This window comes from Pseudomonas sp. SORT22 (genome assembly GCF_018417635.1).
GTDB lineage: Bacteria > Pseudomonadota > Gammaproteobacteria > Pseudomonadales > Pseudomonadaceae > Aquipseudomonas.
Window position 1 is genome coordinate 1,540,896 of the sequence record NZ_CP071007.1, and the last position, 13,868, is coordinate 1,554,763.

13 protein-coding genes are annotated in these 13,868 nt (G+C 63.8%); 9 read left to right on the plus strand and 4 right to left on the minus strand.

Going from position 1 to position 13,868, the window contains the following annotated elements:
* Position 1: 1 nt before the first annotated feature.
* The 6 genes from JYG36_RS07235 (at position 2) to JYG36_RS07260 (ending at position 7,588) form a co-directional block, all read left to right on the plus strand.
* Entirely contained in the window at positions 2 to 1,342 is a 1,341-nt protein-coding gene (locus JYG36_RS07235; RefSeq protein WP_249744405.1) for a HAMP domain-containing sensor histidine kinase, read from the plus strand.
* A gap of 173 nt (positions 1,343 to 1,515) precedes the next feature.
* Entirely contained in the window at positions 1,516 to 2,418 is a 903-nt protein-coding gene (gene cysM / locus JYG36_RS07240; protein ID WP_213603473.1) for a cysteine synthase CysM, read from the plus strand.
* Positions 2,418 to 3,776: a 23S rRNA (uracil(1939)-C(5))-methyltransferase RlmD gene (gene rlmD / locus JYG36_RS07245; RefSeq protein WP_045195575.1), complete on the plus strand. Its 1,359-nt coding sequence runs from the start codon at positions 2,418 to 2,420 to the stop codon at positions 3,774 to 3,776. Before cysM ends, rlmD begins: the two co-directional genes overlap by 1 nt.
* A gap of 99 nt (positions 3,777 to 3,875) precedes the next feature.
* On the plus strand, positions 3,876 to 6,116 hold the full coding sequence (gene relA / locus JYG36_RS07250; RefSeq protein ID WP_213603474.1) for a GTP diphosphokinase: 2,241 nt from the start codon (positions 3,876 to 3,878) through the stop codon (positions 6,114 to 6,116).
* Positions 6,117 to 6,194: 78 nt separating this feature from the next.
* Positions 6,195 to 7,025, plus strand: coding sequence for a nucleoside triphosphate pyrophosphohydrolase (gene mazG, locus JYG36_RS07255; RefSeq protein ID WP_093380294.1), 831 nt, complete (start codon positions 6,195 to 6,197; stop codon positions 7,023 to 7,025).
* 23 nt (positions 7,026 to 7,048) lie between these two features.
* Positions 7,049 to 7,588, plus strand: a complete 540-nt coding sequence (locus JYG36_RS07260; RefSeq protein WP_045195569.1) for a DUF2058 domain-containing protein — start codon at positions 7,049 to 7,051, stop codon at positions 7,586 to 7,588.
* A gap of 46 nt (positions 7,589 to 7,634) precedes the next feature.
* Here the strand turns inward: JYG36_RS07260 and JYG36_RS07265 are convergent, their stop codons facing one another.
* The 4 genes from JYG36_RS07265 to purM all read right to left on the minus strand — a co-directional run bounded on the left by JYG36_RS07265 (position 7,635) and on the right by purM (position 10,488).
* Positions 7,635 to 7,817 (minus strand): hypothetical protein, encoded by a 183-nt coding sequence (locus JYG36_RS07265; protein WP_038993913.1) that lies wholly within the window; start codon positions 7,815 to 7,817, stop codon positions 7,635 to 7,637.
* A gap of 240 nt (positions 7,818 to 8,057) precedes the next feature.
* The gene (locus tag JYG36_RS07270) at positions 8,058 to 8,768 is read right to left on the minus strand and encodes a DUF3108 domain-containing protein (RefSeq protein ID WP_195884837.1); all 711 of its coding nucleotides are present in this window, start codon (positions 8,766 to 8,768) and stop codon (positions 8,058 to 8,060) included.
* 8 nt (positions 8,769 to 8,776) lie between these two features.
* Positions 8,777 to 9,430 carry a phosphoribosylglycinamide formyltransferase gene (purN, locus tag JYG36_RS07275; RefSeq protein WP_093380297.1) on the minus strand — a complete coding sequence of 218 codons (654 nt, stop codon included), beginning with the start codon at positions 9,428 to 9,430 and terminating at the stop codon, positions 8,777 to 8,779.
* Positions 9,430 to 10,488 (minus strand): phosphoribosylformylglycinamidine cyclo-ligase, encoded by a 1,059-nt coding sequence (gene purM / locus JYG36_RS07280; protein ID WP_045195563.1) that lies wholly within the window; start codon positions 10,486 to 10,488, stop codon positions 9,430 to 9,432. Before purM ends, purN begins: the two co-directional genes overlap by 1 nt.
* Before the next feature lie 346 nt (positions 10,489 to 10,834).
* Here purM and JYG36_RS07285 point away from each other — a divergent pair, with 346 nt between their 5' ends.
* The 3 genes from JYG36_RS07285 to hda all read left to right on the plus strand — a co-directional run bounded on the left by JYG36_RS07285 (position 10,835) and on the right by hda (position 13,845).
* A complete protein-coding gene (locus JYG36_RS07285; protein ID WP_093380302.1) occupies positions 10,835 to 11,884 on the plus strand; it encodes a DUF2066 domain-containing protein in 1,050 nt (349 codons plus the stop codon).
* A 25-nt stretch (positions 11,885 to 11,909) separates the two neighbouring features.
* Positions 11,910 to 12,983 carry an AI-2E family transporter gene (locus JYG36_RS07290; RefSeq protein ID WP_045195560.1) on the plus strand — a complete coding sequence of 358 codons (1,074 nt, stop codon included), beginning with the start codon at positions 11,910 to 11,912 and terminating at the stop codon, positions 12,981 to 12,983.
* Positions 12,984 to 13,140: 157 nt separating this feature from the next.
* Complete coding sequence (gene hda / locus JYG36_RS07295) at positions 13,141 to 13,845, plus strand: DnaA regulatory inactivator Hda (RefSeq protein ID WP_010220358.1); 705 nt, start codon at positions 13,141 to 13,143, stop codon at positions 13,843 to 13,845.
* The last annotated feature ends 23 nt before the right edge of the window (positions 13,846 to 13,868 follow it).

Below are 13,868 nucleotides of genomic sequence, written 5' to 3' on the forward strand. Positions count from 1 at the left end.
GGTGCCCAATCGTCATTCCGTGTTCTGGAAACTGGCGATCCTGCTGGTGGGCTTCTGCCTGCTGATGATCGGCCTGAGCTGGACCTGGGGCCGGCACATGGACACCCAGAACGCCTTCCTTTCCGAACAGGCCAAAAGCATCCTGCAAGGCTATGCCAGCGAAGCCGAGCAGGCCTGGCTGCAAGGCGGGCAGGCCGGTATCGACGCCTGGCTGGCGGCGGTAGGTGAAAAGGAAAGCGGCTGGGTCGGGGTGATCGGCCCGAACCTGCAGTCGTTGAGCAGCACGCCGCTCAACGAGGCTGAAAGCCGGCGCCTGACCTTTCTGCGCGGCATCGACTGGCCAGTAAGCCCGCGCGCGATCGGCATGCCGTGGATGCGCCTGCCGTTCCCGCAACAGCCACATTTGGGCACCTTGGTCATGGAGCTGCCGCAGCGCCTGGCGCCGGGGCAGTACCGGGTGCTGTGGCGGGTGGTGACCAACGGCATCATCCCCGGGCTGTTTACCTTGCTGCTATGCGTCGGCCTCTACCGCATGCTGGTTGTGCCGCTGATCCAGTTGCGCGAGCAGGCCAATGCCTGGCGTGCCGACCAGCTCTCGGCCCGGGTCGCCAGCAGCACCACCAGCCGCCAGGACGAGTTGGGCGAACTGGGCCGTGCCTTCGATGACATGGCCGAACGTCTGCAGGGCACGGTGGCCTTGCAACAGCAGCTGTTGCGCGACCTTTCCCACGAGCTGCGCACGCCCTTGAGCCGCTTGCGCGTGGCCTGCGACAGCGAGGCGGATGCCAATCAGCTACGCGTACGCCTGGGGCGCGAAATCGACTGCATGCAGCATCTGGTCGAAGATGCCTTGCAACTGGCCTGGCTCGACACTGAGCGGGCGCCCTTGAGCAAAGAGCCGATCCAGGTCCAGGCCCTGTGGGAAATGCTCGCTGAAGACGCCTGCTACGAAAGCGCCTGGCCGGCCGCGCAACTGCGCTGCGGGCTGGATGCCTCGTGCTGGGTGCAAGGCAACCTCAACAGCCTGGCCCAGGCCCTGGAGAACATCCTGCGCAATGCCATTCGGCATTCCTCGGCCACGGGGGTGATCCGTCTGGACGGGCGGCGCCAGGGCGATACCTGGCTGATCTGGCTGGAAGACCAGGGTGGTGGCGTCGCCGAAAGCGAGCTGGAGCGCATTTTCGCACCCTTTACCCGCCTGGACGGATCGCGCCCCGGCGATGGCGGCTTCGGGCTGGGCCTGAGCATTGCCCGCAATGCCGTGGTCCGCCAGGGCGGGCGCTTGTGGGCGCAGAACACCGGGCAGGGCTTGCGCCTGAACATGCAGCTGCCAGCAGTGTGATCTCCTTTGGGAGCGGCGGTGCGGCGACCCGACTTGACCCCCGATAGGGCCGCAACAGGCTCCGCAATCCCAGCTTATAGCTCGCAGCTATAACCCCAACACATTGCGTGATATGGGCAAATCCCGTTTGCCGGTATGATAGGCGCCCCCGCAGTCTGGATTGCGAATACGCCATGACCTTGCAGTACCCAACCATCGCCGATTGCGTCGGCAACACGCCTCTGGTCCGCCTGCAGCGCATTGCCGGCGAAACCAGCAATACCCTCCTGCTCAAGCTTGAAGGCAACAACCCGGCAGGCTCGGTCAAGGACCGGCCGGCGCTGTCGATGATCACCCGCGCCGAGCTGCGTGGGCAGATCAAGCCGGGCGATACCCTGATCGAAGCGACCTCGGGCAACACCGGCATCGCTCTGGCCATGGCGGCGGCGATCAAGGGTTACAAGATGATCCTGATCATGCCCGACAATTCCAGCGCCGAACGCAAGGCGGCGATGACCGCCTATGGCGCCGAGCTGATCCTGGTCAGCAAGGAAGAGGGCATGGAAGGCGCCCGCGACCTGGCCGACCGCCTGCAGGCTGAAGGCCGTGGCCTGGTGCTCGACCAGTTCGGCAATGGCGACAACCCTGAAGCCCACTACGTGAGCACCGGCCCGGAAATCTGGCGCCAGACCCAGGGCAGCATTACCCACTTCGTCAGCTCCATGGGCACCACCGGCACCATCATGGGCTGCTCGCGCTACCTCAAGGAGCAGAACCCGGCGGTGCAGATCGTCGGCCTGCAGCCGAGGGAAGGCTCGGCCATCCCCGGCATCCGTCGCTGGCCGCAGGAATACCTGCCGAAGATCTACCAGTCCGAGCGCGTTGACCGTGTGGTCGACATGGCCCAGAGCGAAGCCGAAGAAACCACCCGCCGCCTGGCCCGGGAAGAGGGCATTTTCTGTGGTGTGTCCTCCGGTGGTGCAGTGGCAGCCATGCTGCGCCTGTCCCGCGAGCTGGAAAACGCCGTGATGGTGGCGATCATTTGCGACCGTGGCGACCGTTACCTGTCGACCGGCATTTTCGATTCAGTGAACTGATGTCCAAGAACAAACGTAACAGCGGCCTGCGCTTTCAGCCGGCCGGTGGCACCCGCGCGCCACAGATCCCCACCGGTAAAAAGCAGCGCCTGAGCATCGAGCGCCTGGCCGGTGACGGCCGGGGCATCGCCTTTCTCGACGGTCGTACCTGGTTCGTCAGTGGCGCGCTGGCCGAGGAAGAGGTCGAAGCGCGGGTGCTCAACACCCACGGCAAGGTGGTCGAGGCGCGCCTTGAGCGGGTGTTCAGTGCCAGCCCGGCGCGCCGCGAGGCCCCGTGCAAGCACTTCGACCGCTGTGGCGGCTGCAACCTGCAGCACCTGCCCCATGCCGAGCAACTGGCGCTCAAGCAACGCCTGCTGGCCGAGCAGTTGCAGCGGGTTGCCGGCGTGCAGCCCGAGCATTGGGCCGCGCCGCTGAGCGGGCCGGAATTCGGCTACCGGCGCCGGGCGCGGGTTGCGGTGCGTTGGGACAACAAGGCAAAACAGCTTGAAGTCGGTTTTCGCGCCGAAGCCAGCCAGGACATCGTCGCCATCGACGACTGCCCGGTGCTGGTACAACCCTTGCAATCAATCATGCGTCACCTGCCTACGCTGTTGCGCAGCCTGAGCAAGCCGCAAGTGGTGGGTCACGTCGAACTGTTCAGCGGTACCGCGCTGGCGCTGCTGTTGCGCCACACCGGGCCATTGGCTGAGGGCGACCTGGCGCGCCTGCAGGCGTTCTGCGCCGAGGCCGGTGCGCAGCTGTGGCTGCAAGGGGAGGGTGAACCTTTGCCGCTGGACGCCGGTCAGAGCCTCGGTTTCCGCCTTGAACCGTGGAACCTGGAGCTTGCGTACCGGCCGGGCGATTTCGTCCAGGTCAACGCCCAGGTCAACACCGCGATGATCGAGCAGGCCCTGGCCTGGTTGGCGCCGCAGGCCGATGAGCGCGTGCTCGACCTGTTCTGTGGCCTGGGCAACTTTGCCTTGCCGCTGGCCCGGCAGGCCAAGGAAGTGGTGGCGGTGGAGGGGGTGCAGGCGATGGTCGAGCGGGCCGCCGCCAATGCCCGTAGCAACAATTTGCATAACACGCAGTTTTTTCAGGCCGATTTATCGCAGCCTTTGGCGGCGTCGGGCTGGGCCGCAGGAGGCTTTTCTGCGGTACTCTTGGACCCACCGCGTGATGGTGCATTTGAGGTTGTGCGAAAAATCGCAGACCTCGGCGCGAAACGTCTTGTTTATGTATCGTGCAATCCGGCGACCCTGGCTCGCGACACCGTTGAACTGGTCAGGCAGGGTTACCGGTTAAAAAGTGCCGGGATTCTCGACATGTTTCCTCAGACGGCGCATGTCGAAGCCATGGCGTTATTCGAAGCGGGTTAGCCAGGCTGACGCGTTCGGCGCTGCACCTTGGGTCCGGCAGGGGCAGCACCAGTGATTTCAAGCGCATCGCGAATGCGCTGTAGGGAAAGGTAAACAAAGATGGTACAGGTGAGAGTGCACCAGCCGGTCAACACCGACGGCAGTATCAATCTCGAAGCATGGCTGGATCATGTGGTGAGCGTCGACCTGGCGCTGGACCGGGAGGCCCTCAAGGCCGCTTGCGAGTTCGCCCAGGACATCGAAAAAAAGGGCAACCCGGCCAAGCATTCCTGGGCCGATGGTACGTCGAGTTTCCAGGCCGGCCTGGAAATCGCTGAAATCCTGGCCGACCTCAAGCTCGACCAGGACTCGCTGGTCGCCGCGGTCATCTACCGCGCCGTGCGCGAAGGCAAGGTGACCCTGGCTGAAGTCGGCCAGCGTTTTGGCCCGGTGGTCTCCAAACTGATCGACGGCGTGCTGCGCATGGCTGCCATCAGTGCCAGTCTCAGCCCGCGCCAGTCGCTGGTGCTGGGCTCGCAGGCGCAGGTCGAGAACCTGCGCAAGATGCTCGTGGCAATGGTCGACGACGTGCGCGTGGCGTTGATCAAGCTGGCCGAGCGGACCTGCGCGATTCGCGCGGTCAAAGGCGCCGACGACGAGAAACGCAATCGCGTCGCCCGCGAAGTCTTCGATATCTACGCACCGCTGGCCCACCGACTGGGCATCGGTCATATCAAGTGGGAGCTGGAAGACCTGTCCTTCCGCTACCTCGAACCCGATCAGTACAAGCAGATCGCCAAGCTTTTGCACGAGCGCCGGCTGGACCGCGAGCGCTTCATCAGCGACGTGATGACCCAGCTGCAGAACGAACTGCTGGCCACCGGCGTCAACGCCGACATCAGCGGCCGGGCCAAGCACATCTATTCGATCTGGCGCAAAATGCAGCGCAAGGGCCTGGAATTCAGCCAGATCTACGATGTGCGCGCAGTGCGCGTGCTGGTCCCGGAAATGCGCGACTGCTACACCGCGCTGGGTATCGTCCACACCCTCTGGCGGCACATTCCCAAAGAGTTCGACGACTACATCGCCAACCCCAAGGAAAACGGCTACCGCTCGTTGCACACCGCGGTGATCGGCCCTGAGGGCAAGGTCCTCGAGGTGCAGATCCGCACCCATGCCATGCACGAAGAGGCCGAGCTCGGCGTCTGCGCGCACTGGCGCTACAAGGGCACCGACGTCAAACCCAGCTCCAACCACTACGAGGAGAAAATTTCCTGGTTGCGCCAGGTGCTGGAGTGGCATGAGGAGCTGGGCGACATCGGTGGCCTGGCCGAACAGCTGCGCGTTGATATCGAACCGGACCGGGTCTACGTATTCACCCCCGATGGCCACGCCATCGACCTGCCCAAGGGCGCCACGCCGCTGGACTTTGCCTACCGGGTGCACACCGAGATCGGCCACAACTGCCGCGGGGCGAAGATCAACGGCCGCATCGTGCCGCTCAACTACAGCCTGCAGACCGGCGAGCAGGTCGAGATCATCACCAGCAAGCACGGCAACCCCAGCCGCGACTGGCTGAACTCGAACCTGGGCTACGTCACCACCTCGCGGGCGCGGGCGAAGATCGTCCACTGGTTCAAGCTGCAGGCCCGCGACCAGAACGTCGCCGCCGGCAAGACCCTGCTCGAGCGCGAACTCAACCGCCTGGGCCTGCCGCAGGTCGACTTCGAACGCCTGGCGGAAAAAGCCAACCTGCGTACCGCCGAGGACATGTTCGCCTCGCTGGGCGCCGGGGACCTGCGCCTGGCGCACCTGGTCAACGCCGCGCAGCAACTGGTCGAGCCCGAGCGCAGCGATCATGTCGAGCTGGTGCCGCGCAAGGCCACCGGCTACAAGCCGGGCAAGCGTGGCGACATCCAGATCCAGGGCGTCGGCAACCTGCTCACGCAAATGGCCGGTTGCTGCCAGCCGCTGCCGGGCGATGCGATTGTTGGCTACATCACCCAGGGCCGTGGCGTGACCATCCACCGTCAGGACTGCGCCTCGGTGCTGCAACTGGCCGGGCGCGAGCCGGAGCGGATCATCCAGGTCAGCTGGGGGCCGGTGCCGGTACAGACCTACCCGGTGGATATCATCATCCGTGCCTACGACCGTCCGGGCTTGCTGCGTGACGTTTCCCAGGTCCTGCTCAACGAGCGGATCAACGTGCTGGCGGTCAACACCCGCTCGAACAAGGAAGACAACACCGCACTGATGTCGCTGACCATCGAGATTCCTGGCCTGGATGCCCTCGGGCGCCTGCTGGGGCGGATTTCGCAACTGCCGAACATCATCGAGACGCGGCGTAACCGTACGCCGTAAGACTGCTATCGCGGGCCAGGCCCGCTCCTGCAGGCATCCTCTGTGGGAGCGGGCTTGACCCGCGATAAGGAACCCAAGATGTATACCCTAGACGACCTGCTCCACCTCATGGCCCGCCTGCGCGACCCGCAGCATGGCTGCCCGTGGGACCTCAAGCAGACCTACGCGACCATCGTCCCCTACACCCTCGAAGAAGCCTACGAAGTGGCCGACGCCATCGAGCGCAGCGACTTCGAGCACTTGCAGGGCGAACTCGGTGACCTGCTGTTCCAGGTGGTCTACTACAGTCAGCTGGCACGCGAAGAAGGCCGTTTCGAGTTCGATGGCGTGGTCGACAGCATCACCCGCAAGCTGATCCGCCGCCATCCGCACGTATTCCCAAGCGGTGAACTCTACGCTGCCCTCGACACACCCAAGCTCGACGAAGCCCAGGTCAAGCAGCGCTGGGAACAGATCAAGGCCCAGGAGCGCGCCGAGAAGGGCGAGCCCGAGCAGTTGTCGTTGCTCGACGACGTGCCGGCCGCGTTGCCGGCCTTGTCGCGGGCGGCCAAACTGCAAAAGCGTGCCGCCCAGGTCGGTTTCGACTGGCCACACGCCTTGCCGGTGCTCGACAAGGTTCGCGAAGAGCTCGACGAAGTGCTGCAGGCCATGGCCGACGACGACAGCGTGGCCCTGGCCGACGAGCTTGGCGATTTGCTGTTCGCGGCGGTCAACCTGGCCCGGCACCTGAAGGTCGACCCGGAAAACGCCCTGCGCGGGGCGAACAAAAAGTTTGAGCGACGTTTCCGTTTTATCGAACAGGCATTGCGCGACATAGGCCGTCCGATTGAAGATTGCACCCTCGAAGACATGGATGCGCTCTGGGGCGAAGCCAAACGTCAAGAAAAGAACCTGCCCAGCTGCGGCTGAGCTGTTGCATAAGTGAGTGAACGATGAGCCTTTCCCTTCGCGACCAATTGCTCAAGGCCGGTCTGGTCAACCAGAAACAGGTCAAGCAGGTCAGTAAAGATCAGAAGAAACAAAAGCGCCTGGAGCACAAAGGCCAGGTCGAGGTCGACGATACCCAGCAGCGGCTGGCCAAGGAAGCCATGGCGGAAAAAGCCAAGCGCGACCAGGAGCTCAACCGCCAGCAGCAGGAGAAGGCCGAGCAGAAGGCCCGCGCCGCCCAGGTCAAGCAATTGATCGAAGTCTCGCGCCTGCCCAAGCTGACCACCGAGGACTACTACAACTTCGTCGACGACAAGAAGGTCAAGCGTCTGTCGGTCAACGCCCTGATGCGCAGCAAGCTGAGCAGCGGTTCGCTGGCCATCGTGGCCCATGGCGGTGGTTACGAAGTGATCCCTCGTGAAGCGGCGCTGAAGATCCAGGAGCGCGACCCGCAGCGTATTGTCCTGCTCAACACCCAGGTTGAAGAGCCGGATGCCGACGATCCGTACGCGGCCTACGTGATCCCTGACGATCTGATGTGGTAAAGACGACAAACCCCGCTTCGGCGGGGTTTGTTTTTTCTGGAGGGGGTTATTGCTGTTGCCGTCTGTTCTCGAGGTATTCCAGCTCGATGCGGTAGCTGTGGGCCTCATGCTCGTTGTGGAACATGCCGACCAGCTCACCCTGCTGATGCACATCCCAGATGCGCACGCCCGCAGCCAGGCCTTCGTGAGACATTTTGCTTTCGTCGCGCTCAGTTACTTTGACAGTCATCTGCAAACTCCACTTTCAGTTAACTGCGGCACCGTGTCGCAGGTCTCTTTTATAGAATTTGTTAGCAGGCTAAGTAAATAAACGGCGCATGAAACATCTTTCATGTCCCTGTGGGGGCTGGCTTGCCCCGCGATGCGATGTGACGGGTAGCCTGCGATCGCGGGGTAAGCCCGCTCCTGCCAAGGGTGTAAAAAAACCCCGCACTTGGCGGGGTTTCGGGTGTTACCAGCAGTCAGGCAATCAGTTGCCCTTGACTGTCTTGCCGTCGACCGTGCCGTCCTGCAGGACGATCACGTACTCCTTGCCGTCGGTCTCGACCTGGCGCAGTTGCACCAGCAGGTAATCCCAGTCCTTGGCGAACCACAGCTCGGTGATGCGCTTGCTCTGGCTCGGGTCGCGCACGCGCTCGACCTTGATGGCATCGACCTGGCCGGTCTTGGTGGTGACTTTCTCGCTGCCCAGGACGCGGAAGTCGTAGGTGTCGATCTCGTCGCCATCGACCACCTGGTAGCTCACGCTCTTCTTGCCGGCTGCCACGTCATGCTGCAGGGCCAGTTGATAGGTGGACTTGTCCAGCACACCGCGGTTGAGCGGCAGGTTGATCGCGTCGCCGCGGTCGGTGCCGGTGATCTTCTTGCTGCTCCAGTCGAAATCCAGATCGACCTTCTTGGCCTTGCCCAGGCCGCCACGTTCGAAGTGGTAGGTCTGGGGCAGCAGGGTGTCCTTGTCCAGCTTCAGGGTACTTTGCTCAGTCAGGCTGGCGATCATCATCGACGCCTTGAAGTTGAGGTCCCAGGTACCGTTGGCGTTCATTTTCAGGCTGCGCTCGGCAGTGCCGCTCATGGGCAGTTGCTTCCAGTCGGCGGTGTAGCTGGCCGAGAATGGCTTCAGATCGGCTGCCTGCAACGGCAGCGCGAGCACGGCGAGAGCGAAGAGCAGGGCACGACGCATAATTTCTCCTAGGGTCGAATCAAGTGGCCGCTGGCCGCCAGAGGCTGGCCATCCAGTAGAGCACCGTGCTCGCCCAGGCGCAAACGGCCCTCGGCAAACCAGCGCACCGCCAGCGGATAGATCAGGTGTTCCTGGCTGTGAACCCGCTGTGCCAGACGTTCTGGCGTGTCATCCAACTCTACCGGTATCACTGCCTGTACGACCAGCGGTCCGCCATCGAGTTCCTCGGTGACGAAGTGCACGCTGCAGCCATGCTCGGCATCGCCGGCTTCCAGCGCTCGTTGATGAGTGTGCAGGCCCTTGTACTTGGGCAGTAGGGAAGGGTGAATGTTCAGCAGGCGGCCCTGGTAGTGACGGACAAAGCCGGCACTGAGGATGCGCATGAAACCGGCCAGCACCACCAGTTGCGGGCGGTAGCCATCGATCAGTTCGACCAGTGCCGCGTCGAATGCCTCGCGGCCGTCGAAGGCCTTGTGGTCGAGCACGGCGGTGGCGATACCGGCGTCTTTGGCGCGCTGCAGGCCATAGGCGTCGGCGCGGTTGGAGATGACCGCGCAGATCCGCACCGGGCTGTCGCCGGTGCGGGTGCTGTCGATCAATGCTTGCAGGTTGCTGCCGGTGCCGGACAACAGCACCACGACATCACAGGTCTTGCTCGGCATCAGTGTGCCTTGACGTTCTTCAGCTCAACCTGGGCAGCGCCTTCGGCGGCGATGCCGATCTGGCCGATGACCCATGGCTGCTCGCCGGCTTCACGCAGGACCTTCAGGGCGATGTCGACCTGGTCCTGGGCGACGCAGATGACCATGCCGACGCCGCAGTTCAATACGCGGTGCATTTCGTGCTCGTCGACGTTGCCTTGCTGTTGCAGCCAGTCGAACACCGCCGGGCGATTCCAGCTGGCCACGTCAACCACAGCCTGGGCGCCTTTTGGCAGGACGCGCGGGATGTTGTCGAGCAGGCCGCCACCGGTGATGTGGGCCATGGCCTTGACCGCGCCGGTGTCCTTGATCAGCTTGAGCAGCGGCTTTACGTAGATGCGCGTCGGGGCCATCAGCAGTTCGGTCAGCGGCTTGCCGTCGAGCTGGACGGTTTCGATGTCGGCACCGGAAACTTCGATGATCTTGCGGATCAGCGAGTAGCCGTTGGAGTGCGGGCCGGACGATGGCAGGGCGATCAGCGCGTCGCCAGTGGCAACCTTGGAGCCGTCGATGATTTCGGCTTTTTCTACCACGCCAACGCAGAAGCCGGCCAGGTCGTAGTCTTCGCCTTCGTACATGCCTGGCATTTCAGCGGTTTCACCGCCGACCAGGGAGCAACCAGCCAGTTCGCAGCCAGCGCCGATACCGGTGACCACGGTAGCGGCAACGTCGACATTGAGTTTGCCGGTGGCGTAGTAGTCGAGGAAGAACAGCGGCTCGGCACCGCAGACCACCAGGTCGTTGACGCACATGGCGACCAGGTCCTGGCCGATGCTGTCGTGCTTGTTCAGGTTCAGTGCCAGGCGCAGCTTGGTGCCGACGCCGTCGGTGCCGGAGACCAGAACCGGCTGCTTGTAGCCGGCCGGGATCTCGCAGAGGGCGCCAAAACCGCCCAGGCCGCCCATGACTTCCGGGCGCGCCGTGCGCTTGGCAACGCCTTTGATGCGTTCGACCAATGCTTCACCGGCGTCGATGTCTACACCGGCGTCCTTGTAGCTCAGGGAGGGTTGCTTGCTCATGATCCAGGCCTTTAGGGGGGAGGGATTCAGGGGAATCGACCGTGACCTGCCAGGCAAGGCGGAGGGAATCCGGCTGCCTGACCGTCGCCGGTCTGCGAAGGCGCGCGATTTTATCAGGGTTGCCCGGTAGCGGCCATCCTCAGGCCGACGGGCAGGGCCTTAAATGTTGCGAAAAATACGCTTTAACAGTGCGCGACTGGTTGCCACGGCGCAGGCTGTATAAGGTATAGCAAAGGCGATGGGCGCAATTTGCCGCCAGCGGTTGAATGTTTTACCGGGTGCTGCGGTCTGAGCTGCGTCCGTTTTTGTCGCCCACGCTTCTTTATTACCTGGACAGGAATCCTCCATGCGTTTGCGTAATTACCTGGCCGCCGGCTGTCTGGCCCTGTTCGGCCTCTCGGCTCAGGCCGAAACCCTCTCCGGCCTTTATCAGGTCCGCGAACCGGTCACCGGCCAGGGCGCCGAAGCCCGTACCCAGGCCACCGAAAAAGCCCTCGAAACCCTGGTGTTGCGCCTGACCGGCGACGCCAAGGCTGTGCAAAGCCCGGGCCTGGCTGCGCTGCGCAAAGACCCGCAACAAATCATCAGCCAGTTCGGCTTCGAGGCCGGCCCGCCGGAAACCGTGCTGGTCGACTTCGACCCGGGCAGCACCGAGCGCGCCTTGCGTCAGGCGGGCCTGGCCCTGTGGGGCAATAACCGGCCAGCGATCCTCGGCTGGTGGTTGAACGACAGCGTCGAAGGTTCGAACCTGGTTGGTGACGGCCAGGGCAGCGCCGAACCGCTGCGTCGCGCCGCCCAGCACCGCGGCCTGCCGCTGCGCTTGCCGCTGGCCGATCTGCAGGAGCAACTGGTGGCAACCGGCAAGAATCTTGAAGGCACCGACCCGGCGCCGCTGCGCGAGGCTTCCGAGCGCTACGGCGCCGATGCCTTGCTGGCGGTGCACGCCAGCGAAGCCGATGGCAAATGGCAGGGTAAGTGGCGCCTGTGGCTGGGCGAGCAGCGCGAGCAGGGCACTGCCGAGGGCGCTGATCAGGCGGCCCTGGCCGATGCCGTGATGCTCGCCGTCAGCAACCGCCTGGCGCCGCGCTTCGTCGCCCGTCCAGGGGCCAGCAGCGAAATGCAGGTGCAGGTCCAGGGCATGACCCTGGAACGTTATGCCGAACTGGGCCGGGTGCTCGAGCCTTACGGCGCGCGGCTCAAGGTGGTGCAGGGCGATACCCTGACCTATCAGGTCACCGGCAACAGCGATCAGTTGCGCGCGCAACTGGGCCTGGCCAAGTTGCAGGAGCTGCCGGCCGATGCGCCCGCGGCACCTGCAGCCGTCGATCCGGCCAACCCCGGGGCAACCCAGGCCGCCGCCCCGCAACCTTTCAACGGGCTGCGTTTTCGTTGGTAAACCCTGACCTGGCCGGGAGCCGTTCATGACTGATACACGTCGCTGGGTATGGGTAGGTGGGGCGCTGCTGTGCGCGGCCTTGCTGTATTGGCTGCACCCGATTCTTTCGCCGTTTCTGGTCGGCATTTTGCTGGCCTACCTGGCCGATCCGCTGGTCGACCGTCTGGAGCGCGCCGGCCTGTCGCGCACCTGGGGTGTGGTGGTGGTGTTTGCCCTGTTCACCCTGCTGCTGACCTTGTTGCTGCTGGTATTGGTGCCGATGCTGGCCAAACAGCTGGTGCGCCTGTATGAGCTGGCGCCGCAGATGCTCGACTGGCTGCAGCACCAGGCCCTGCCCTGGGTGCAGACGCGCCTGGGCCTGGCCGACGGCTTCTGGAAGTTCGACAAGATCAAGGCCGCCATCAGCGAGCACATGGGCCAGACCACCGACATCGTCGGGGTCATCCTGTCCCAGGCCACTGCTTCGGGCCTGGCCCTGATTGGCTGGCTGGCCAACCTGGTGCTGATCCCGGTGGTGAGCTTCTACCTGCTGCGCGACTGGGACCTGATGATGGCCAAGATCCGCAGCCTGCTGCCGCGCCAGCGCGAGGAACGAGTGGTGGCCCTGGCCGGTGAGTGTCACGAAGTGCTGGGCGCCTTCGTCCGTGGCCAGCTGCTGGTGATGCTGGCCCTGGGTATCATCTATGCCTCGGGGCTGATGCTGGTGGGCCTGGAGCTGGGCTTGCTGATCGGCCTGCTGGCGGGTCTGGCGGCGATCGTGCCGTACATGGGCTTCATTATTGGTATCGGCGCGGCGATGATTGCCGGGCTGTTCCAGTTTGGCGGCGACCCTTATCCTTTGCTTGGCATCGCAGCCGTATTCATGGTCGGCCAGGCGCTCGAAGGCATGGTGCTGACACCGCTGCTGGTGGGCGATCGCATTGGCCTGCACCCGGTGGCGGTGATCTTCGCGATCCTGGCCGGTGGCGAGATGTTCGGTTTTACCGGGGTGTTGCTGGCCTTGCCGGTGGCGGCGGTGATCATGGTGCTGCTGCGCCATGTGCATGACCTGTATAAAGAGTCGGATATCTACGCGGGTGAAATCGACCCGGATCTCTAGCTTGATAGCACCTGGCTTGCATTGGCCTTTACCCGCTAATGCAAGCCTTTGATTTTACTTGTGGTCTGCGCCGATTGTGCGAGGGGCTCCACGGGTATAAACTTTGCAGACTTTTCACAAAAGGCCCCTTGCGGTTCCCCGGAACTGCCCAGCCAGCATGAAACCGATCCAGTTGCCCCTGGGTGTGCGTCTGCGTGATGACGCCACCTTCATCAACTACTATCCGGGTGCCAACGCCGCCGCTTTGGGCTACGTCGAGCGACTCTGCGAAGCCGACGCCGGCTGGACCGAAAGCCTGATCTACCTGTGGGGCAAACAGGGCGTGGGCCGCACCCACCTGCTGCAGGCCGCCTGCCTGCGCTTCGAGCAACTGGGTGAACCGGCGGTGTACCTGCCCCTGGCGCAATTGCTCGATCGCGGCGTCGAATTGCTCGACAACCTCGAACAGTACGAACTGGTCTGCCTCGACGACCTGCATGTCATTGCCGGCAAGCCGGAGTGGGAAGAGGCCATGTTCCACCTCTTCAATCGCCTGCGCGACAGTGGTCGGCGCCTGTTGCTGGCTGCCTCCAGCTCGCCCCGCGAACTGCCGATCAAGCTCGCCGACCTCAAGTCGCGCCTGACCCTGGCGCTGATCTTCCAGATGCGTGCGCTGTCGGACGAAGACAAGCTGCGCGCCCTGCAATTGCGTGCTTCGCGCCGCGGCCTGCACCTGACCGACGAGGTCGGGCACTTCATCCTCACCCGTGGCACCCGTAGCATGAGCGCACTGTTCGACCTGCTTGAGCGCCTCGACCAGGCCTCTTTGCAGGCTCAACGCAAGCTCACCATCCCGTTCTTGAAAGAAACTTTGGGCTGGTAAGGCAGGGGCTAGAGCCTCGGCAC

Coding starts and splice junctions, on each gene's coding strand:
- JYG36_RS07290 (WP_045195560.1), top strand. CDS start 11,910: ATGACTGATACACGTCGCTGGGTATGGGTAGGTGGGGCGCTGCTGTGC.
- JYG36_RS07260 (WP_045195569.1), top strand. CDS start 7,049: ATGAGCCTTTCCCTTCGCGACCAATTGCTCAAGGCCGGTCTGGTCAAC.
- purN (WP_093380297.1), bottom strand. CDS start 9,430: ATGCCGAGCAAGACCTGTGATGTCGTGGTGCTGTTGTCCGGCACCGGC.
- hda (WP_010220358.1), top strand. CDS start 13,141: ATGAAACCGATCCAGTTGCCCCTGGGTGTGCGTCTGCGTGATGACGCC.
- JYG36_RS07285 (WP_093380302.1), top strand. CDS start 10,835: ATGCGTTTGCGTAATTACCTGGCCGCCGGCTGTCTGGCCCTGTTCGGC.
- cysM (WP_213603473.1), top strand. CDS start 1,516: ATGACCTTGCAGTACCCAACCATCGCCGATTGCGTCGGCAACACGCCT.
- mazG (WP_093380294.1), top strand. CDS start 6,195: ATGTATACCCTAGACGACCTGCTCCACCTCATGGCCCGCCTGCGCGAC.
- purM (WP_045195563.1), bottom strand. CDS start 10,488: ATGAGCAAGCAACCCTCCCTGAGCTACAAGGACGCCGGTGTAGACATC.
- rlmD (WP_045195575.1), top strand. CDS start 2,418: ATGTCCAAGAACAAACGTAACAGCGGCCTGCGCTTTCAGCCGGCCGGT.
- JYG36_RS07270 (WP_195884837.1), bottom strand. CDS start 8,768: ATGCGTCGTGCCCTGCTCTTCGCTCTCGCCGTGCTCGCGCTGCCGTTG.
- JYG36_RS07265 (WP_038993913.1), bottom strand. CDS start 7,817: ATGACTGTCAAAGTAACTGAGCGCGACGAAAGCAAAATGTCTCACGAA.
- relA (WP_213603474.1), top strand. CDS start 3,876: ATGGTACAGGTGAGAGTGCACCAGCCGGTCAACACCGACGGCAGTATC.